Here is a 20,336-nt window from a genome sequence, read left to right on the forward strand (position 1 = left end):
GCCTCCTTTACTTCGATTTGATCATTTGTTTCACTTTTTTCTCCAGTGTGCCGGGATCGACCAAGCCGAGAACCTTGTCCACTATGACCCCGTTGCGGTTGACGAAGAAGGTTGTCGGATAGGCTTGTACCTCGAATAGATCAATCACTTTATGTTTCGAATCGTCATCGAGCAGAACAGGGAAATCGAATTCGTGCCTTTCGGCAAATTCGCGAGCATTCTTTTCCTTGTCCAAGGTGGTGGCATTGACCGCATATATTTCAATCTCATCCCGGTATTTGTCATACAGCTTCACCAGCTCGGGAGCTTCCAGTTCGCAAGGACCGCACCAGGAAGCCCAGAAATTGATGATGGCCGGCTTCGTTTCCTCGGCCAGAGAATACATTTCGCCGTCCATACCTTTCAATTGGAAGATTGGTGCCTTGAAGCCTACAAGGGGCTGCACCTCCAGATCTGCGGCAGACTGCTTGTTCTGACCGTCGCTCCCATTCTGATAAACCGCAAGACCGATCAGAAAGGCAATCATAATTATGATCCAAGCTTGTTTTTTCATTGCACCGTCTCCTTTCCATCTTAGCTGCCTTCAATTTGCCGCGGATGACTGAACAGCTCAAGGCAAGTATCCATTGCATGCACCCCGTCCTCTGCACACAAGCTTGCAGCGTTTGTCAATAGTATTCGCACTACATACAATAGTGTAAATTATATGGTGAAAGGACGGGCTTATACACACCCGCCCAGAATCAACAGCAAATAGGGGGAAATGACGAGCATGAGGAACGAAACAAGCACTGCGGGAAAGCGGACGGCGGGGGCTTCTACCTTGCCGCCGGGTTCTATGATCTGCTCGATCCGGTAATTGATGGCCGTGTCGGCGAAGGATACTCCGATACCTCGCGGAGCTGGGGCCGCGCGCTTCGTCATTTTCAACAGCACATTTCCAAGCTCATAAGGCGTATTCATCTGCTGGATGACAAACCGGTCCGCCAGCAGCTCTTTCATGACCCGATAATAATGTGCGAGCCCGCGGATAAGCGGTATGTATCCGAAGGCATCCCGGCAGATCGTGACCACGAGCATCTTCAACGGGTCCCGCCTCATACAGTGATGTCTTTCATGCAGCAGAACCGCTTCCATTTCCCTGTCGGAAAGCATATTCAGCAAACCCGTCGACACAAAGATCCGCGGCTTGATAAGTCCTGCAGCCAGAGCAAACAAAGAGTCGTCACGAATCACTCTAATTGGAACGCCCCAATGGCTGTATCGCCGTTCAAGCATCATCGAGGCCTCGTGATCCGTCCGGGCTCTGAAATGTGCACCCCATTTGCATGAAAGATAGAACTGTGTCGCCATCCGCAGCGCTATTCTGCCGAACGTCACGAAGATCAGCAAGTTAACCGCGGCCGATATCAGAAAAAAGATAAAGGGCGCTTCCTTAAAGGTAATCAGACAGAGCTTAAGTAAATTCCATCGCCCTTCAGCCCCCGAAAACTGCTGGACAGCATGGAGCCCCATCTGTAAGAGCAGAAGCAAGGACGCCGAACCGACAATAACAAAAGCCATTTTCGTCTTCAAGCTGCCGTTCACGTCTCGTTCCTTCTTCTCATCTCATGCAATTTTTGCTCCAGACGTTCAATCAATTCGGGGTCGGCTTGATCCAGAGAATCGATTAAATGATTGACGACGAGCGGTCCGAAATCGGTTATTAATCCGTTAGCCAGTTCCTTGGTCTGTTCACTCAGAAATTGCTCCTTCGTCTGAACGGCGGCATAATAGGAAACTTCTCCACGGGACCTCTTGGCCAGCCGATTCAAGTGGCCTTTCTCACACAGTCGGTTCATCACCGTCATAACCGCATTGAACGAAATGGGGGCTTCCTTGCAGAGCATTTCCTGAACCTCTTTAATGCTGGCCCTCCCCGTTTGCCAAACCCGCTCCATAATTCTCGCTTCCAGCGGGCCAAAAAAACGGTTGAGCCCTTCCTCGTTCATATTATACTTGTCTACTTTCAGTTTTGATCACCCCTAACACTATGCATTGTAGTATAGTTGGCAATCCGCTGTCAATGAATGAAGAAGCAATTCAGCGGCCGGGATTATAAAGGAAAACCGCCAGGCATGGGGTTCTCCCGCCTGACGGCCAATTCACTCGTAATATTTCATTAATCCGCTTATCTTACGGGCTTGCTTACTTCTTCTTCAAATCTTCAATGGAGTTAATATCGACGTAGGACGGCACAACCAGCCCCAGCTTCGTACCAATCAAATTGGGACCGAGATCCTCGATTTTATCTTTGTGAGTCTCGAAATGTCTCTGGTGGGTAGTCGGAAGCCAAGCCGCCACAATGGCGTCTACGTCTCCATTAGCCACTCCTACCCACATGGGGGCAGCCTCAACCTGCAGTCCCTCCACTTTATAGCCAAGCTTGGATTCCAATACATGCATAACCACATTCGTGCTGGCGATTTCCGAATCCCAGGCCACGTAGGCGAGCTTCAGCTTCTTGCCGTCCGCTTGCGGCACATCCTTGATCCAGGCTTCCACTTTGTCCGCGTTCTCTTCCACCCACTTAGCGGCGGCTTCCTCCGGCTTCATTCCTTCATAGACATCTACCATCACTTTCTCCATATCGGCAGGTGTCCACTCGAAACGGTCAAGGAACTCGTAGGCCGCCGGGTCGTCTTCCTTCAGGCCCTTGCGGACGATCGTATGAATTTCTTCATCTGCACCGTATACCCCTTTAGGATCTTCGAGATATTTCAGATCATATTTGGCGAACTTCCAGTGTGGAGTCCATCCGGTAATAATGATCGGCTTCTTCTCCTTATAGGCCTTCTCCAGGGAAGCGGTCATGGCGGTATCGGAGCCTTCAATCAATTTCCAATCCGTCAATTCATATTCCTTAAGCACCTTCTCGGTCGCTTCCATGAGACCCGCACCCGGATCAATACCGATAATCTCATATTTCACCTGATCGCCGATAAAATCGGACTGCTCTTTCTCCCCGGAGGAGCAGCCTGCCAGCAAACCAAAACCTAATGCAGCGGATAGAACAACCTTTATTCCTTTTTTAAACATACCTATCTCCTTTTTTTATCTTTTTTCATCATCCCTTGTGACAGCCGATCCAGCAATATAGCCAGAATGACAACGGCCAATCCCGCCTGAAAACCTTCTCCAATTTTTAGCTGGGTAACGGCTTTATAGACATCTGCTCCCAGTCCTTGCGCTCCGATCATGGATGCAATAACAACCATGGACAGAGAAAGCATCACGGTCTGGTTAATTCCCGCCATAATCGTCGGGGCTGCGAGCGGAAGTTGAATCTTGAACAGCTTCTGTCCCGGGGTGGACCCGAAGGCATCGGCCGCCTCTACCAACTCGGCGGATACTTGGCGGATGCCCAGATTGGTCAGCCTAATGGTTGGCGGGACTGCGAAAATAACCGAAGCGATGACCCCCGGAACGACTCCGAGCCCGAAGAAAGTCACCGCCGGAATCAGATAGACGAAGGCCGGCATCGTCTGCATGAAGTCCAATATCGGCGTCAGCACATTGCGCACTCCATCGCGTCGGGCGCACCAGATTCCCAACGGCAGACCAACGATGATGGAGATCAGCGTAGAAGTAACAACTAGTGCAAGTGAATCCATCGTATGGTCCCAATACCCGAGATTCTCTATCAGCAGCAGCCCTATTACCGTGAAGATAGCCAGCCCCCAACGGGACACTAAGTAGGCAATGACGGCGAATATGCCGATCCACACATAGAACGGAAGCAAATGAAAGACCCAGGAAAAGGCGCCTACGGCTCCGCCGATGACCATCTTAAAGAAATCAAACAGAAACTGCAGGTTATCCGCCAGGAAAGACACCAGCTTCTCAATCCATTGATCCAAAGGGATTTTGGGCATCATGCTTCACCCCCTTTGTAAGAATGCGTCTGGTTGCCGGATAAAGCTCCCAGCACAGCTCCCCTGACGATTACACCCAGCAGCCTTCCATTCTCTCCAACGACGGATACAGGGAATCGCGACGTGCTGCACAAATCAAACAGCTCGTTCAAGTGTTTATCCGGAGGAACGACAGGCACTTCACGAATGATAATATCTTCCAATTTCTTGCCTTCCTGAACAGCAGCCGATGCATCCTCCGCTGTAATAACTCCGATCAGCTTCCGGGATTGATCGACAACGAACAAATTCGAAACCCCGCTGTCCCTCATCAGCTGCAGAGCCACCCTCGGCCCGCCTTTATCCAGGGTAATCGTCTCCGGCCTCCGCATCACATGCTCAGCGGTCAACACCTTGGATAAATCGACATCCTCCACGAACTTCTCTACGTATTCGTCCGCCGGCTGAATCATAATTTCTTCCGGTGTTCCAATTTGTACGACGGAGCCGTCTTTCATCAGAGCGATCCGATCGCCGATTCGCAGCGCTTCATCCAAATCGTGGGTTATGAACACGATCGTTTTCTTCATCTTCTGCTGAAGCTCCAGCAGCTCATCCTGCATATCCTTGCGGATAAGCGGATCCAGAGCGCTGAAGGCCTCATCCATCAGCAGAATGTCGGGATCGTTGGCCAGCGCTCGGGCCAGTCCGACCCGCTGCTGCATCCCTCCGCTAAGCTCGTCGGGATAACTGTTCTCCCATCCCTGCAAGCCAACCAGGGAAAGCGAGCGTATCGCTTTCTCACTTCGCTCGGCTTTAGTCCAGCCCTGAATTTCGAGCCCAAACTCCACATTCTGCAGGACCGTCTTATGAGGAAATAAAGCGAATTTCTGAAAAACCATGCTGATGGTGCTGCGGCGAACATTTCTTAGCTCCTCCTGCCCCATCTTCACGATGTCCCGGCCATGGACTAACACTTCCCCCAATGTCGGCTCGATTAACCGGTTCAATAATCGGACAAGAGTAGACTTACCGCTTCCCGACAGTCCCATGATGACGAAAATCTCCCCTTGTTGGATATCGAAGCTGATCCGGTTAACCCCTACGGTTATTTTCGTTTTTTCGTATATTTCCTTCTTTGATAGCCCCTGCTCCAGCAGCGGAAATGCTCGTCCTACCTCGGATCCGAACATTTTGGTCAAGTTTTTGACGGATATGACAGCCATCTTATTCCCCCCTTCCCTACGCTCATCTTTATACCCGTTAAGTTTACTCAAAGGACAAAAGAAAGGTCAACGCTAATAAACGTTTGTCTCGTACGTTCGGAAAAAACTTTACATACGATATATTCCATATACTCTGTTTTCCTCAATAATCCTTCCCTTGGGGTTTCTTTACTTTTGCAAGCCAGTTCACTACAATAACGTTATATCTTGTAGTGCGGTGATGTAAGGTCACTGCCCGCCAAGTCAAACATCCGTTGCTGTAACCCTTACGATAGGAGATCCTAGCGGGATGGACAGCCGATGAATATAAGACGAGACAATCCTTCTCGATGAGGTGTTGATGATGAACCAATGGGATCAATTAACCGACGAGCAGGCAGAGATCATCCAAAAGGCACGCGAGCGCGTAATCGAATCCGTCGGAAATAATATGGATTTGTACGGGATCACCGTCTCCACCGGGCGCCTTTATGGAATGATGTTCTTCCAGGACAAGCCTATGACGCTCGACGAAATGGGACAACAAATGAAGATGAGCAAGACGACAATGAGCACGGGTGTCCGTACCCTGCTTGATCTGAAGATGGTGAAGCGGGTATGGGGGAAGGGATCGCGGAAAGATCTCTATGAGGTGGAGCAAGACTGGTACCAGAACTTCGCCGACTTTTTCGTGATCAAGTGGCGCCATTCTTTGGAAATGAATATTCAGGTATTGAAGAAGTCCATCCGCGATCTGCAGAAATTGGCGGAGCAGGAGCCCGACAATAAGGAGCTGGCCGATATCATCCGCCACGATATAGATAAGATGGAGGGAGCGATCCAATACTATTTGTGGTTGGACCGACTTATTGACACGCTGGAATCCGGGGAAATCTATAACCTGGTGCCCAAGGAATTGCCATCGACGGAAGCCGCCAAGTAAGAGACGCTTCTGCAATAACTTACCGATAAGCTGCTTTTCGATCTTCGGACGAATGGCGGCTTTTTTTGTATTCCATTGGGCTTTTCGCCGGTGCAAAGGCAGGATTTCCGGTTCGGCTAATGAACTATATATAAATGAAATGAGGCTGGTTGACGGAACTGCTTATCCAAGGCGGGCCCTATCCCGATCGAGCAGCATCACCCAAATACAGGCCCCTGTTCATGGAGGCGATCCCTATGCTGAAACCGGAAAAACAGCTTGCCAGACTAAGAAATGTAATGGCCAATCTGCAGGCTCACTTGTCTCTTGCTGCCTATACGAAGGTAAATACGAAATGGCGGCAGATGAACTATATTCCCGATTTCAACCGTTTTTATTACATCTGTGAAGGCGAAGGCTGTCTCATCATCGATGGGCGGACCTATTATCCGCAGCCCGGCCAATTATTCATTATGCCTGCGGGTGTGGAGCAGTCTTTTTTCCCGATTAGCGAGCATACCTTCGGCAAGTACTGGTGTCATTTTACCGCCAAGATCGGCGATCTCAATCTGTTTCAACTGCTCGGGCTTCCTCATTATATAGAGGTCCGGGACCGCGCCGGGCTGGTCGGCCTGTTCGAGCAGCTAATCCGTCATTATGAGAGCGACCGGTTCACCGCCTATATGATGCAGAAATCGGTTCTGCTGGAAATCATCAGCCTGTTCGTAGAAGCTTCTCTGCAAGACAAGTACGAATGGAAGCCATTAAATGGCGACGAGCGAATGGGCAAAATTCATACCGTGCTGAAATACATCGACCAGCATCTGCATGAGAATATAACCGTTCAGGAAATGGCCGGTCTGCTCCATTTTCATCCCAACTATTTTATCCGCCATTTTCACGAAATCGTCGGCACCTCCCCCATTCAATACGTTCAGCAGCTAAAAATAGACCGGGCGAAAGCGCTGCTCTCGGCAACGGACCAGCCCGTCTCGGACATCGCGCGATCCTTAGGGATGGAGCCCTATTATTTCTCTCGCCTCTTCAAGAAGCACACTGGACTTGCTCCATCCGACTATCGTGTTTTGTTCTATCCGATTGTATAGCCGATCCATTAACGGTGCAGATTAGGCCCCAACGATTCAATAAACATCCTGTCACGAAGCTCTAATCCAATAAACCCGATTGCTGCAACGAGTCAGGCAACTGTTAAAAGGTTAGTTTTGTGCAAGTAGCGGTAAGCTTCTTCCATTTCATTCAAGCCGGCGGTCACTAAAATAAGAAGTAGGTTTGACAGCAAGCTAGAATGAATAAAAGTATGGAGGGACGTCCATGAACAGCAAACCACAATTATTAACCGATGAACAGATGAGAAAATTCATTGCCGAAGGCTTCCTGATTCTCAAAACCGATCTGTCCAAGGAGTTCCATCAACGGTTGTTGGAGCAGCTTAACGAAGTGTATCAGGATGAAGGGAACCCGGGCAACAATTTGCTTCCCCGCATCCGCGAAGTGCAGAAGGTGTTCGAGCATCCGGTCATTACCGGAGCCTTGACCAGCGTCCTCGGACCCGACTATATGCTGCATGCCCACCGTCACGGGCACTACAACAACTCCCCCCAGCCGGGAGGCTGGCACAAGGACAGCTATTGGGGATACCGAAGAATGCGCAATCATCATCCATGGTGGGCCATGATTATGTATTTTCCCCAGGATACTCCCATCGAGCTGGGGCCGACCGGAGTGCTTCCGGGCTCGCAGTATTACGATACCCGCACCTTCGAAGAAGAGAATCCCGCCGCGGAAGCAACCGCTAACGGGGAAGCCGGAACATTCGCCCTCATTCAATATGACATCTGGCATCGTTCGACGGCCAATAAGCTTGGACAGCACCGCTACATGTTAAAGTTCGAATTTATGCGTACCCAAATTCCGCAAGCCCCGAGCTGGGACCATCAAGAAAAGGAGTGGATCACCCCCTCCTCCTTAAGCCCCGCTGTCCGGCCCCATGAGGTTGTTTGGCGCGAGACATGGAACTGGCTGTCGGGTAAGCTGGGTCCGGACTCGACTCCCATCGGGGACGGAGCTCAAGCGCAACAGTGGATCGGTCAGCTGCAGATGGAGGATCCGGAGCTGCGTGCGGCCGCCGCGAACCGGTTAGGGCTGCTTGGAGCGGATGCCCGGGAAGCCGGGGCTATTCCGGTGCTCGCCCGGGCGTTGGAGGACTCCTTCGAGCCGGTCAGGCTGAATGCCGCCTATGCGCTGGCACGGATGGGCGAGCCGGGAACCGCCGCGCTGCTGCAAGCGCTGCAGCATGAAGATAAGCTGATCTCCCGCAATGCCGCTTACGGGCTGTCTGCCTCCGGGGCCGGTGCGGTTGCCGGTCTGACCGAAGCATTGAAGGGCGGCCGGGAAGAGGTCACGGTTCACGCTGCCTTCGCTTTGGGAGAGCTAAGGCATCTCGCCGAACCGGCGGTTCCTGCCTTGATCGGGCTGCTTGATCATCCTTCCGAACCGGTCCGGTACAGCACGGTGGAAGCGTTGTGCAATATCGGTTCTCCCCGTGAGGAAATCGTTGCCGCGTTGAAGCAGGCGCTGAATGATCCGGACCCGCAGGTGCGCTTCATGACCGGACTGTGCATTTCCAGGCTCGGCCCCCAAGCGGAAGCAGCGGTCCCCGAGCTGATTCAAGCGCTGGACGACGATAATCGCTATGTGCGTGCTCATGCCGCCGAAGCGCTGTATTATATCGGCACCGACACGGCCAAGGAAGCGCTGCTGCACTTCTTGCGCCAATCGCGCTGGTGCCCGTCGACGACTCCGGCCAGCACGTTCTACCCGTAAAGCTTTAAACCAAAAAACCGGCGGCTCCTCCAGGGAGTCCGCCGGTTAAATTATGGCTTTCGCATCAACGGAGATTTCATGCTATCGATCCAGTCTATAAAATCTCGAAGCATTCTCGCCGAAAATCCGTTCCTTGTCCTGTTCTGTTATATATGCGGGGAGACATTCATTCAGCAGCCCGGTCACTTCTTGGTAAGAGGCCGCCAACAAGCAGACGGGCCAATCGCTGCCGAACATGACCCGCTCCGCCCCGAAGCATTCCACTACATGATGCACATACGGGATAAAATCGTTCGTTCGCCACTGCTCGTGATCGGCCTCCGTCACCATTCCGGACAGCTTGCAGTACAGATTAGGGAATTGGGCCAGTTCCTTGATATGGGTTGACCAAGGCTCCATAACACCTTCCTTAATATTGGGCTTGGCCAAATGATCCACCACTGCCCGAAGCCCGGGCACCTGCTTCATCAACTCGAGAATATGCACGAGATGTCTGGGCTTCACTAACAGATCAACGGGAAATTCGTCTCGAGCCAACTTCTCTAACGCAGAGATGACCTTGGGCCGCAAAATCCAGCGGTCATCCGGCAAATCCTGCAGCATCGGCCGGATCCCGAGGAAATATCGGTTTGCAGCCAATCTTGCGTACTGCTCATGAAAATCGTCCGCTTCCAGGTCGATCCAGCCGACGACACCGGCCAGCGTCTCTTCTTCCTCGCATAAGGCAAGAAGATATTCCGTCTCCTCTATCGTAGGCGCCGCTTGAACGACGATCGTCCTGTCGATCGACTGCTCCCGCAAGTGCTCCTTCAAATCGCCGGGCAAATAATCCCGATACAGAACTCCGGAATCCGGAGTAAGCCAGCCGTAATCCCCCCGGCTCAGCTTCCAATAGTGCTGATGAGCATCTATGCGCTTGAAGCCCGTTTTATAAAGCTGCTCGCTCATTCGTTCCTCTCCTCCCCTTCTCCATATTCAATCCATTGTTCCAATATCCTGGCCACGCCATCACGGTCATTCGTATCCGTTACGAGAGCCGCTTTAGCTTTTAATTCCTCTACGGCATTCCCCATTGCGACCGGGATTCCGCACAAATCGAACAGGCCCAGGTCATTATGATCATCGCCGAATACAATCGTATTCTCCGCTTTGATCCCTGACCGGTCGAGAACCTTGCGCAAGGCATTCTCTTTGGAGACCTGCTTATTCATGATTTGGATGAGCTCTTGACCATCGGTGCATATGATGTTCACTTTGCTCCGAAAGACCGCTTTCAGCTTGCTATAAATTCCATCCACGTTGGCGAGCAAAATTTTGGACGGAGAGACCGTCTCCATCTCGGTACCGGAGATGACTTCCAGCGGAGGAACATCCTCGGGAATCCCGAATATCCGACGATGTTCATCTGTCAAAATACAGTCCGCGTAAGCCGTGTCCTCTACTTCTATCGTCACGGGAATGGAGCCGTTCTGCTCCTTGATAAACCGGTAAATTTCCGCAGCCGTCGCTCGAGGAATCGCCAAGTGCTCATAGACATCCACAGCTTCATTCACCGTAAATGCACCGTTGTAACAAATCTGATAACCTAAAGTAAGCCACTCCGCAGGAAGCAGACATTTCACCGATCTTAGCGGACGCGCCGTAGCAATGATAACGGCAATCCCCCGGGCATGCAGCGCCATAACTGCCGCCTGATTACGGGGAGACACTTGCTTGTGCGAATTCAATAAAGTACCATCCAAATCCAAAACGATCGCTTGAATCGGCTTCATTCGTTTCTCCCTTGCCTGCCGTTAACGACTGCATAGCTGGCGGCTTTTCTATCCTGTTCTATACTTACCTATTATTATAGTAGAAAGACGGTTGAGATGGTAGATTTAACTAAAATTGTAGAATTGGTAGGATACCGCTCGAACGATTTCATTTCCGAAAATAACAGATTAAATCCAACTATAAGCCTAAGGGCATGGAAACCCATTATAGACATATCAACAATCAATGGGGACTCGTATTATCAAAGGGAACGAATATACTATATGTTTTCACCTTCCAGATTCAACGAAATTGTATTCAGGCAATAGATGTAATAGCCAATCCGGCAAAGTTGACCTATATCAAACGACAAAGAGACACATGGAGGGTAACGCCCCAAGACGGAGAAGCCCCGACTTCTAATCATCCCGGCAGAATGATCTCTTCATAAAGAAACGAGGCATCTCCCGGATAAGGAAATGCCTCGTGATCATAAGATATAATAGATCAGTTCGCAGCCTCTACTTCTTCATCCGTCGCCGATTTATCCAATCTCGGAGCTACAATGGAAACCAGAAGCTCATCTTCCGGGGACAGCACGGTCACGTTCTCCGGAAGCTTCAAATCGGAAACGTGGAAGGTCTCTCCCACATCCAGATGTTCAATATCGGCGGTGATGGCGGTCGGCAGATTGCCCGGCAGCCCTTCAACCTCAATGCTCGTTCCTTGGGTTTGCATGATTCCGCCTGTCTTCGTTCCTTTAGGCGTTCCTTTAAACTCAATCGGAATCCGGCTCCTGACCGCTTCATCCATCTTCACCTGCAGAAAGTCGACATGGAGCCAATCACCCGAAACCGGATGACGCTGCACTCCTTCGAGCAGAACGGGAACCGTCTCCCCTCCATCAATGTTCAGTTGAATAATTTGCGATGCTCCGCTCTTCGCCCAGCGTTGAAATTCCCTCGAAGAGACATGGATCATCCGATTGTCCGTATGCTTGCCGAATACAATGCCCGGCAGCCGGCCGGCCTTGCGCAATTCTTTCATCCCGGAACGGGACATTTTAGTTCGAACAGACGCTTGCAATGGTTGACTCATGTTCATTAGCTCCTTTAATTAAATATTCCTGATTCTAGGGCATATTCTCTTAAACGGTCACCAACATAACAACTTGCCATAAACTCCATAACAACTACGTCCCCATCGGCGGTCCGGCAGACGATTGACCATATCGCCGGCTTTGCGCCGCCTCATCACCCATGGTCGGCCGTTTGGCCCAAAGGGGTCGATTCCTCTGCGCATGAAGGATCGCTCGCGAGGAAGACGGAGGCCCCCTCTCTTCCAACGCCAGATCTCCATACACAAGAAGAACACTGAACACATGGGCTCATATCCTGCCGCGCCAGTACATGGTCGACAGCTTCCTCCCACCGGGCAAAAAAGTTGGATCTCCCGATTCGCGAGTATAATCCTGATCGGACCAGCATTTCGCGGGGCTGAGACTGGATGCCCGCCACAAGCACCAAACAATCCTTCTCCTGAAAATGACGGACAAGCATATGCAAATTGGCTTCTCCGGTAGCATCGATAAAAGGCATTCTGCCGAGTTCCAGAATAAGTGCCTTCGGGGTAGATTGGACCGTGTCCATAAGCGTATTTAAGAGATACTGTGCCGCCCCGAAAAACAGGGGCCCTTCCACAGAATAGATCCGCACCAGAGGACAATCGCCTGCGGCAGGCGATCCGCTTCCCTCTCCGTCATCCGTTGCCCGCAAAGGAAAAACTTTGTTAACGGTCAGCATTTCACTCATCCGTTTAATGAACAGGAGAGCGGCCAGCACAAGACCGATCCCGACAGCGGCGGTTAAATTAATGAAGACGGTAAGGGTAAAAGTAACCAGGGCTACAACCGAGTCACCGTTCCTCATTTTCATCAATTGGATAAAATGACGGCGCGAGGACATGTTCCATGCGACAACCATCAGAATGGGCGCCATACCGGCCAATGGAATTTGCGAAGCATAAGGAGCAAACAGCAATAAAACCGCGAGAACGGTCAATCCATGAATAACGGCCGACAACGGGCTGACCGCCCCGCTCTTAATGTTGGCGGCGGTACGGGCTATCGCTCCGGTGGCCGGAATCCCGCCGAACATCGGTGTAACGATGTTAGCCACCCCTTGGCCGAGCAGCTCGCGGTTGCTGTTGTGCCTTGTGCCGCTCATTCCGTCCGCGACTACCGCCGACAGCAGTGATTCTATCGCGCCTAATAGAGCAATCGTGAAGGCAGGGCCGAGCAGCATGATTATTTTCTCCAGTGTCAACTCCGGCATCTGGAACTTGGGCAATGTGCCCGGTATGGCTCCGAATTCCGACCCGATGGTAGCAATGCCGTCGCCAAAGAAGAAAGCTGCGAACAGAGCAGATCCGATCAGAGCAACCAGAGATGCGGGAAGCTTCGGAAGCCATTTCCCAATAGCCAGAAGCAAGCCCAGACTGACGGCGGCTGTAGCAACACTGCCCCATTGCACGGTATGGAGGCTGCGAGCCAGCTCGAGCACTGTCCCGACGAAGCTTTGCCGCTGCTCCAGGCCGGTCAATCCAAGAAAGCCGGCGATCTGCCCCGTGAAGATAATGACCGCAATTCCGGAAGTAAAGCCGATAGTGACAGGCCGCGGAATATACTGAATCACGGTCCCGAGCTTGAGCAGCCCGAGCAGCACCAGAATGATTCCCGCCATCCATCCGGCGATCAACAGATTCTCGTATCCGTATTGCAGCACAATGGCCAGCAAAATCGGGATAAAGGCTCCCGTCGGACCCCCTACCTGATACTTCGACCCACCGAGAAGCGCGATGATTATACCGGCCACAATCGTCGTGTACAATCCGTATTCCGGCTTGACTCCGGAAGCTATGGCGAAAGCCATTCCGAGAGGAATTGCAATGACGCCAACCGTCATTCCCGATATGAAATCCTTGCGCAAATCCGCAAGCCGATAGCCTTCCCACCGACTGTTAATCATCCACTTCAAGTTATTTCACATCTTTTCCAGTCATTATGTCCAACCTGCTATCAGCTAATGCCCTCTGCTAGAGAGGGTGAAAGAGAGAAACATGGCATCACCACCTCCGAAAGCTGACGACAATCCATTAAATGTAAAACAATCTATGAATATAGACGAAGGCACCCCGCTCCAGGAGCGAAATGCCTCGTTGCCATCACCTTATCATATGAGGAACCGACTGTCAACATTCCCTCTTTTTTCCACCGTTCCCGTTTCTATGTTTCTACTACATGAACGTCTTCAAATGCTGGCTTGGGTTCCTTTAGTCCAGTCTCGTGTCCCAGTCCAATCGCCGCCAGAGACTGCTTTCATTCCAGAGCAGGGCTTCGGCGGTGTCCAACCGTTCGTCCGCATGACGGCCAGACAGCTTCTTGACGCTGAACTGTTCGCCGACCAGGAAGCCGATGCCGTATTCAAGCCAGTCGGAGTACGAATGCTGAGCCATGTGCGCCACCCTTCTCATCAGGCTTCGAGCTTCCGCCTCTGTCAAATATCCGGCAAGCGCACCTTCCCTGCACAAGAAGACGTACCTTCCCCAATCCCAGGCTGCTATTCCGGCACCCGGCAGCTTATGATCGTAAGTCTGGACGATTTGATACTGGACATAGGATTCATGAGTGTTCCCAAGCGAATCGTTATAAGCGGATGGATCCGATTCCGGCAGCGTGGAAAGAAAGGAACGAAGTTCCGTGAACGACCGGTTATCCCCGGCCACCATCAGTTGATCGAGCCGCTGCAGAAGCTGCTCTCTGCTATGAATAGCCCAATCACACTCCAAGGAATGCTTGCATTGCGAGCGGGTTTCCTCCTTGAATTCCTCTGAATAGAACTCGTCCGGCTTGAGCCCCTTCCTTTCGAATAATATAGCACCCAGAGCCAGACACCATGTTTCCGTCACATTCTCGAAGGGCGCATCCATACGCTTCCATGCCGTTTCGTCTGATCCGGCAGGCGTGTCGCAAACCGCTGAAGACGGTCGAGACCACTGCCTCCTAAACCATCCCCGATTCCGCTCCGGCAATTGAGGCCGGTATACCTCCGTTTGCATCTCGCGCTCCCCTAGCCGGCGGCTAACATCCAGCAGCCTGACACGGGCATCTATATCATGCGGATACCGCTCTACAATCCTCACATATATCGATCGCGCGTCTTCCATCCGTTCCTCGAGGCAGTAGCTTCGCGCCTGACCGCTTAATGCCTGAAGGTGATCCGGATGATCCGCCAGAATATGCCCGTAGTCGGTCCTTGCCTTCTCCGGATTTCCCAGCTTCAAATATAAATCCGCCCGGTGCAGCAAGCCGTCGATATCCCCCGGTCTCACCCGGAGAAGCCGGTCGAAAGCAGGAAGGGCATTCTCCCAATCTCCCTGTATCACATAATAGAGGCCGATGAGTCTAAGCAGATCGGGATCTTCCTCATACAGTTGAAACGCCACCGCCAAATACGGTTCGGCCTGCTCCAGATCTTGCAGCATTAATGCCCGGCGAGCTTCCTCCCGGAAATCGAAGAACGCATCGAAATCACAAGCGGTGTCCTTCTTGACGGGTTGCCTGCGGACAGAACGATTCCCGTTGGACGCTGAACCGGGCCAGCTTGCCCGGACTTCCTTAAGCGCCTGCTCATAAGCCTCCCTTAAGCGTTGAAACCCTTCCGGATCGTCTTCGGGATGATGAATCTTCGATTTTCTGGCATAGGCTTTCCTGATGGACGCAACATCTTCCGTCGGTTCGATGTCCAAAATACTCCATATGATCATAGTCTTAATACTCCTGACATTGTTCCAATTCATCTTAAACCGCCTTCAAGCTCTCGGCTTCGCGACCGATTTCCCGCTCATTCTGGCGATTCAAGGCACCTAGTACTAATATACTATATTCATCGGAAGAAAGTGATCCTTTCTTTAGTAGGAAGTATGGCGATTTATTGATTCTATGGAACCATACCCGGACTGCCGGAGCGGCACAAGGATAAACGGCTATCGCCGTCCTTAGGACGGGCGCGTTTACCGATGAAATATGAGATCAGGTATAAGGTGAAACTTATACTTTCTTATATTTTGAAAATAAGCCGTTCCTTGATGGGGAACGGCTTTTCTCACAGCAAGCCCAATTGGCGCCCTTTCTCTACGGCTTCCGTCCGGTTGGAGACCTCCAGCTTGGCATAGATTTTGATCATGTGCGTTTTAACCGTGGCAATGGAGATGCACAGCCTCTCCGCTATTTCTTTGTTGGACAAACCGGAGGAAAGCACCGTCAGCACCTCCAGCTCCCGTTCGCTTAACAGACTTTCCGGTTTGTTCCGGTCCCACAGGGAAAGCACTCTATGGACAAACTGTCTCTCCCTGGCGAGCAGGTCGTCCTCCTGTTCTTTCACAAGTTCGATTAATGCCCGCCGGATGGCCTCCCCCTCCAATACAAACGGGGAAACCATCTCATTGGCATAGCTGTAATGGACTGCCTCGCGGATCAGATTCAACCGCTCCCTCTTGCTTCCCGTCCCGTCCATATCGAGAATAGCCAGCTTCAGCAAAATGGCTTCGACCAGAATCAGTTTGATCTTGTGCTTGCGGGCATCCTTCAAAATATCATCCAGTTGAGCCAAAGCTTTCTCCTTATCGCCCCGCGAGAATAAAATCCGCGCATACAGCAGCAGATCTTCATATCGGCGAGGACGATAATCTTCACCCTGTTCTATCCATTGGGTAAACGAATGGAGCAGCTCGGGGTCCGTTTCACCGATCAGCCATTGGAACTTCAATATCGAAGAATAGTAGAGCGGGTGCTGATAATAAATTCGAAACGCAGCCAGTTGCTTCATCCAATCGGCCGCTTCCGGCTTGTCGTCGCGAAGGAGACACATCTCAATTCGATTGTGAATATAGCTGACCTCCATGGAGATGTATTCTTTAGGCAGCATATCCTTCGCCCGTTCGAATAATTGATCCGCTTTATCCAGCTGCATCCTTTTGATATAAATGCCGCCCTCTCCAATCAAGCAATTGGCGGCCAGAGGGGTCAGATAGAGGTGGTCTTCCATCAAGCGGGTCAACGATTCATAGATCCGCTCGCACTCTTTCAATTCGCCGAGAGACTCCAGAAGCTGGCTTTTGCTGGTCCATGCAAAGTAACGAATGTAAGGATTATTGAACCGGTTCTCCAGTTGAATCGCCTTATCTATACATTCAAGCGCTTTCGCATATTGATCCCGCAGGCCGAGCAGCAGGGAACTGGACAAATAGATGATGGCCTTGGTCGCCTCGCTTAAACCCATCCGCTCGATCTCGTCTATCGAATTCGGATACATTTCCAGACCTTCCAGACTCTCATCTATGAAAAAACGCGTAAATTGGAAAGCATTCCAGAAAACATCGTCTTTCGGCTTGTCTTGCAGGCGATCCAAAATTTGTCTGCACTTCTCCATTTCCAAATTGCAGAAGTGGTAGAACAGCCTCTGGAACAATAGATCCCGGCTTTCGATAAGGTATTCCAGAGGAATTTGGCGCAAATAACCCCAGCCCTTAACCGTCTGGCGCATCCTGCCGATCAGTCCGAGCGCTTCCCGGTATTCGCCCGCCTGAAAATAATGCTTGACGCCTTCCTCCAGATCGCCAGACTGTTCATAAACGATAGCGGCCTTCATATGCCAACTGCGTTTCGTCTCCTCATCCCATTCCGAAAATTTCCACCGCAAAAATTCCCCGAACAAGTGGTGATAGCGATAAAGCCCTTCGTCTTCGTCTATCGTCACCAGGAACATGTTTCTGTCGGCCATCCTGTGAATGATAGAATTGGCGTGACCTATCCCCAACAGACGGTTACAGATCGCTTCGTTAAAATAGCTTAAAATGGAGGTGCGAATCAGAAATTGCTTCTCCTCGGGACTTACGGAAGATAATATTTCGTTGGACAAATAATTGATCATATATTTGTTAAGTCCCCGGTTCTGGCCGAACGGCAGCTCCTTCCGATGAGACCTGGCCAGCGCTATAAGCTGCAATCCGCCCACCCAGCCCTCCGTCCATTGGTTGAGCCGTGCGGCCGACTCCTCATCCACACCCGATTCCAACGTATGCTGAAGGAAAAGCACCGCTTCTTCGGCAGAAAATTTCAAATCTTGTTCGTTGATTTCCACATAGCGTCCGGAGACCATCCACTCGCCCAGATACAATTTCGGGGCTTCGCGGGTTAAGAGAATAAAGCGGATCTGGTCCGGGCTGTATTTCATAAACAGCTCAAAGGTTTGCAGCAAGGACGGATCGTCCAACGTGTGAAAATCATCCAGAACAAGCGTCAATCCTTGCACGGACCCCAATTGATTAACAAGGAAAATGAGCAGCTTCTCGATCTCCTGCTTCTGGGGCAGCGCCTCAAAAACGGCGTACAGATCTTCCATCTGCCCGCCCAAATCAGTCTTGATCGCTTCCAGCAAATAATGCCAGAACGAGAACAGTTCGTTATTGTCCGCATCCAGGTTGATCCAGCGAAACTCCTGCTCCGGATGCTCCTTCATGAATGAAGCGACCAGAGTGGTTTTACCGCTTCCGGCAGCACCCTGCACGACGGCTACTTTCCCTTCCTCCAACTGCTCCAGCTTCCGGAACAGAGCTTCCCGACGAATGTAATTTTTGCGCGGAGGGGGCGCTTTTAATTTAGCAGGTATCAGCCTTATGCCGTCCATCCTTATCCCTTCCGAATCCTGTGAATGTTCGGGTTGCAGCGAGCCGCGTCCCCCTCTTATCATGCCAGACCTCCCCACTAACATCAATATGCTTCCGAGTCAGAAGAACCGTCCAAATCCGTGATTTCCAGCCCTCCGAAGCCAAGCCTCCCGTGAATGCGGGAGGTATCCATCCGGCTGGCGGATGAAAAACCCTGCCTTGCTTTTATTAGCGGGCAGATATTCGGACAGGATACCACGGTTCAATACCTTCCTTCCGCCAGTCTCTTCCGGCAGAGCCCCCAGCCCGCGAGGAAGAACAATCCGGACAGCAGAAGCAGATAGCCGACAGACCAAGCCCAATCTTCCATAGCCGCCTCTCGCTCGAGAGCCTGCACGACGGTCAGGAACTGCTTTTGCGGCAGAACGGCTACAAGCCATTTCATCCCGCCTTCGGGCGTGAAGCTGTAGAAGCTGCCTGAAAGCAGCGAAGTCAACAAAATGAGGCTTCCTGCGAGCGTCATCATCTGATCGCTGTTCTCGATCCACGACGACATGAAAAGGGCGAAGGCGGTAGCAACCAGTGCCAGCAGGCCAAGCAGCCAGGCATATTGAAGCAGTCCAAGCCCGATATCGATATGGAGCAGCTGGGAGGCGGCGGCCATCAAGCCGAAGGTAGGAACGTAGACGATGATCCAACAAAAAAGGCACTGCGCAAACAGGTAGCTGCCTGCTCGAACTGGGGAAGTAAGCATTCGGCGGAACGTCCCGTTCGCCTTGTCCTCCGGAAAGAAGGTCATGAATAGAAAGCCTTCCAGCAAAATAACCATAACTAGAAATCCCAGTATATTGGTGCCTACCCCCCTCTTGCCATCCGCGGTCACCAACCGGTCGGGATGTGCCAGCGCCTGCTCCAGCTTCGCGGTAATTGGTTCGCCCTTGATCGCCTCGATGGAATAGCTTCCGTTCCCTTGGTCGGTCAAAACAGCGTCATACTTATTGCGGACTAGCTGCGACTTCGGTGGAGCGGCATCCAGCGGCTCCACTTTGTAAGCTTGGCGGACGTTCGCCGGCAGGGAATCCGGTTCGCCTACCACCGCGATTCTACCCTTCATTTCCAATGCCGATGTCAAATAAATGGCCAGCGCCATAACCGCTATCGTTATGCTTAACGTGAGCAGCAGATAAGCTTTGCGGTTCATCATGCGATAAACGTTATTTTTAAATACTTGTGCCATTCCGTTCATACATAATCCTCCGCTCTAAAGGAAAGTTTGCAGCCCCATGCCAAGACGAGCGAGCCAGCCAGACAGATCGCCAACGTCGGAAGCAGTATCCCGAGGTCGTAATCATAGATGATTCGGAAGACGCCTTCCGCCACCCACTTGACCGGAGACAGGCCGGAGATCGTCTCGGCGACCTTGCCCAATCCGTCCCATGGAAAGAACAAGCCCCCGGCCAGAGCGGATACATTGTTGATGATACTGAGCAGTTTGTTCGCCAATTCCTCGCTTTTGAAAATACAGCAAAACAGGATACCAAGCGAACAGGAAAACAAATTGAACCCGATCAGCAGAAGCAGAACGTATCCCATATTGGCTCCCCCGATCCCGATGCCGCAGACGGCTAACACCCCGGCGATTAAACAGAGGCAGGCGGTAGTGAATACGAAAGTGGCGGCTATTTTGGACAGGTAGATATAAGACCCGGGCAAGGGAGCATACAGAATCCGCAAATTGCTCGGCCTGATGCTTCTTTCCATAAAGCTGTTTGCAGCGGTTATCGAAACGTTAAGCACCATGAAAATCATTATGGTAATTCCGTAATAGTCATAAGAGGATACTTCTCCGCCGGCATAGATTCCGCTTCCTATATAGCCAAGCACCAGCACCAGCAGCAGAGGAAATATCGTATTCACGGAAACCAGAATCGGACTGAGCAGCAGGTTGAGCAAATCCCGTCTGAAGATGGCATAGAAGCCTCGTAGCCTCATTGC

At 51.5% G+C, this 20,336-nt stretch carries 17 protein-coding genes; 3 read left to right on the plus strand and 14 right to left on the minus strand.

Annotated features, from left to right (window positions below; translation table 11 throughout):
- Positions 1-7 precede the first annotated feature (7 nt).
- The 6 genes from ACTHRH_RS02590 to ACTHRH_RS02615 form a co-directional block, all read right to left on the minus strand.
- Complete coding sequence (locus tag ACTHRH_RS02590; protein ID WP_144932678.1) at positions 8-553, minus strand: TlpA family protein disulfide reductase; 546 nt, start codon at positions 551-553, stop codon at positions 8-10.
- A gap of 170 nt (positions 554-723) precedes the next feature.
- Positions 724-1,587, minus strand: a complete 864-nt coding sequence (locus ACTHRH_RS02595) for a M56 family metallopeptidase (RefSeq protein ID WP_144932676.1) — start codon at positions 1,585-1,587, stop codon at positions 724-726.
- A complete protein-coding gene (locus tag ACTHRH_RS02600) occupies positions 1,584-2,012 on the minus strand; it encodes a BlaI/MecI/CopY family transcriptional regulator (protein WP_370451772.1) in 429 nt (142 codons plus the stop codon). The genes ACTHRH_RS02595 and ACTHRH_RS02600 overlap by 4 nt, the downstream gene beginning before the upstream one ends.
- A 175-nt stretch (positions 2,013-2,187) precedes the next feature.
- On the minus strand, positions 2,188-3,078 hold the full coding sequence (locus ACTHRH_RS02605) for a glycine betaine ABC transporter substrate-binding protein (protein ID WP_144932672.1): 891 nt from the start codon (positions 3,076-3,078) through the stop codon (positions 2,188-2,190).
- A gap of 2 nt (positions 3,079-3,080) precedes the next feature.
- Positions 3,081-3,914 carry an ABC transporter permease gene (locus ACTHRH_RS02610; protein ID WP_144932793.1) on the minus strand — a complete coding sequence of 278 codons (834 nt, stop codon included), beginning with the start codon at positions 3,912-3,914 and terminating at the stop codon, positions 3,081-3,083.
- Positions 3,914-5,119, minus strand: a complete 1,206-nt coding sequence (locus ACTHRH_RS02615; RefSeq protein WP_144932670.1) for a quaternary amine ABC transporter ATP-binding protein — start codon at positions 5,117-5,119, stop codon at positions 3,914-3,916. The genes ACTHRH_RS02610 and ACTHRH_RS02615 overlap by 1 nt, the downstream gene beginning before the upstream one ends.
- A 343-nt stretch (positions 5,120-5,462) precedes the next feature.
- Between ACTHRH_RS02615 and ACTHRH_RS02620 the strand changes: the two genes are divergently transcribed.
- From ACTHRH_RS02620 to ACTHRH_RS02630, 3 genes are all read left to right on the plus strand, one after another.
- Complete coding sequence (locus ACTHRH_RS02620; protein ID WP_144932791.1) at positions 5,463-6,041, plus strand: GbsR/MarR family transcriptional regulator; 579 nt, start codon at positions 5,463-5,465, stop codon at positions 6,039-6,041.
- A 236-nt stretch (positions 6,042-6,277) separates the two neighbouring features.
- Positions 6,278-7,126: an AraC family transcriptional regulator gene (locus tag ACTHRH_RS02625; protein WP_144932668.1), complete on the plus strand. Its 849-nt coding sequence runs from the start codon at positions 6,278-6,280 to the stop codon at positions 7,124-7,126.
- A gap of 226 nt (positions 7,127-7,352) precedes the next feature.
- Positions 7,353-8,864 carry a HEAT repeat domain-containing protein gene (locus ACTHRH_RS02630; RefSeq protein ID WP_144932666.1) on the plus strand — a complete coding sequence of 504 codons (1,512 nt, stop codon included), beginning with the start codon at positions 7,353-7,355 and terminating at the stop codon, positions 8,862-8,864.
- Between the two features lie 81 nt (positions 8,865-8,945).
- On the opposite strand, the gene ACTHRH_RS02635 is transcribed toward ACTHRH_RS02630, so the two are convergent.
- From ACTHRH_RS02635 to ACTHRH_RS02670, 8 genes are all read right to left on the minus strand, one after another.
- Complete coding sequence (locus ACTHRH_RS02635) at positions 8,946-9,812, minus strand: amidohydrolase family protein (RefSeq protein ID WP_144932664.1); 867 nt, start codon at positions 9,810-9,812, stop codon at positions 8,946-8,948.
- On the minus strand, positions 9,809-10,636 hold the full coding sequence (locus ACTHRH_RS02640; RefSeq protein ID WP_144932662.1) for an HAD family hydrolase: 828 nt from the start codon (positions 10,634-10,636) through the stop codon (positions 9,809-9,811). The genes ACTHRH_RS02635 and ACTHRH_RS02640 overlap by 4 nt, the downstream gene beginning before the upstream one ends.
- Positions 10,637-11,123: 487 nt before the next feature.
- A complete protein-coding gene (locus ACTHRH_RS02645; RefSeq protein WP_144932660.1) occupies positions 11,124-11,714 on the minus strand; it encodes a 50S ribosomal protein L25 in 591 nt (196 codons plus the stop codon).
- A 155-nt stretch (positions 11,715-11,869) separates the two neighbouring features.
- The gene (gene sulP / locus ACTHRH_RS02650) at positions 11,870-13,642 is read right to left on the minus strand and encodes a sulfate permease (RefSeq protein ID WP_379287457.1); all 1,773 of its coding nucleotides are present in this window, start codon (positions 13,640-13,642) and stop codon (positions 11,870-11,872) included.
- A 304-nt stretch (positions 13,643-13,946) separates the two neighbouring features.
- Entirely contained in the window at positions 13,947-15,440 is a 1,494-nt protein-coding gene (locus ACTHRH_RS02655) for a DUF1266 domain-containing protein (protein WP_379287269.1), read from the minus strand.
- A gap of 338 nt (positions 15,441-15,778) precedes the next feature.
- Positions 15,779-18,424, minus strand: coding sequence for a LuxR C-terminal-related transcriptional regulator (locus ACTHRH_RS02660; RefSeq protein WP_186328155.1), 2,646 nt, complete (start codon positions 18,422-18,424; stop codon positions 15,779-15,781).
- A 179-nt stretch (positions 18,425-18,603) separates the two neighbouring features.
- Positions 18,604-19,587: an ABC transporter permease gene (locus ACTHRH_RS02665; RefSeq protein WP_144932653.1), complete on the minus strand. Its 984-nt coding sequence runs from the start codon at positions 19,585-19,587 to the stop codon at positions 18,604-18,606.
- Complete coding sequence (locus ACTHRH_RS02670) at positions 19,584-20,333, minus strand: ABC transporter permease (protein ID WP_144932651.1); 750 nt, start codon at positions 20,331-20,333, stop codon at positions 19,584-19,586. Before ACTHRH_RS02670 ends, ACTHRH_RS02665 begins: the two co-directional genes overlap by 4 nt.
- Positions 20,334-20,336 lie beyond the last annotated feature (3 nt).

The sequence above is a fragment of the Paenibacillus sp. SAFN-117 genome (assembly GCF_051966115.1).
Classification (GTDB): Bacteria; Bacillota; Bacilli; order Paenibacillales; family NBRC-103111; genus Paenibacillus_L; species Paenibacillus_L residui.

What these genes read in the sequence shown, in the direction of transcription:
- ACTHRH_RS02660 (WP_186328155.1), bottom strand. Translation starts at nt 18,424, where the DNA reads ATGATAAGAGGGGGACGCGGCTCGCTGCAACCCGAACATTCACAGGAT.
- ACTHRH_RS02655 (WP_379287269.1), bottom strand. Translation starts at nt 15,440, where the DNA reads ATGATCATATGGAGTATTTTGGACATCGAACCGACGGAAGATGTTGCG.
- ACTHRH_RS02630 (WP_144932666.1), top strand. Translation starts at nt 7,353, where the DNA reads ATGAACAGCAAACCACAATTATTAACCGATGAACAGATGAGAAAATTC.
- ACTHRH_RS02625 (WP_144932668.1), top strand. Translation starts at nt 6,278, where the DNA reads ATGCTGAAACCGGAAAAACAGCTTGCCAGACTAAGAAATGTAATGGCC.
- ACTHRH_RS02620 (WP_144932791.1), top strand. Translation starts at nt 5,463, where the DNA reads ATGAACCAATGGGATCAATTAACCGACGAGCAGGCAGAGATCATCCAA.
- ACTHRH_RS02640 (WP_144932662.1), bottom strand. Translation starts at nt 10,636, where the DNA reads ATGAAGCCGATTCAAGCGATCGTTTTGGATTTGGATGGTACTTTATTG.
- sulP (WP_379287457.1), bottom strand. Translation starts at nt 13,642, where the DNA reads ATGATTAACAGTCGGTGGGAAGGCTATCGGCTTGCGGATTTGCGCAAG.
- ACTHRH_RS02615 (WP_144932670.1), bottom strand. Translation starts at nt 5,119, where the DNA reads ATGGCTGTCATATCCGTCAAAAACTTGACCAAAATGTTCGGATCCGAG.
- ACTHRH_RS02635 (WP_144932664.1), bottom strand. Translation starts at nt 9,812, where the DNA reads ATGAGCGAGCAGCTTTATAAAACGGGCTTCAAGCGCATAGATGCTCAT.
- ACTHRH_RS02665 (WP_144932653.1), bottom strand. Translation starts at nt 19,587, where the DNA reads ATGAACGGAATGGCACAAGTATTTAAAAATAACGTTTATCGCATGATG.
- ACTHRH_RS02610 (WP_144932793.1), bottom strand. Translation starts at nt 3,914, where the DNA reads ATGCCCAAAATCCCTTTGGATCAATGGATTGAGAAGCTGGTGTCTTTC.
- ACTHRH_RS02645 (WP_144932660.1), bottom strand. Translation starts at nt 11,714, where the DNA reads ATGAGTCAACCATTGCAAGCGTCTGTTCGAACTAAAATGTCCCGTTCC.
- ACTHRH_RS02590 (WP_144932678.1), bottom strand. Translation starts at nt 553, where the DNA reads ATGAAAAAACAAGCTTGGATCATAATTATGATTGCCTTTCTGATCGGT.
- ACTHRH_RS02605 (WP_144932672.1), bottom strand. Translation starts at nt 3,078, where the DNA reads ATGTTTAAAAAAGGAATAAAGGTTGTTCTATCCGCTGCATTAGGTTTT.
- ACTHRH_RS02670 (WP_144932651.1), bottom strand. Translation starts at nt 20,333, where the DNA reads ATGAGGCTACGAGGCTTCTATGCCATCTTCAGACGGGATTTGCTCAAC.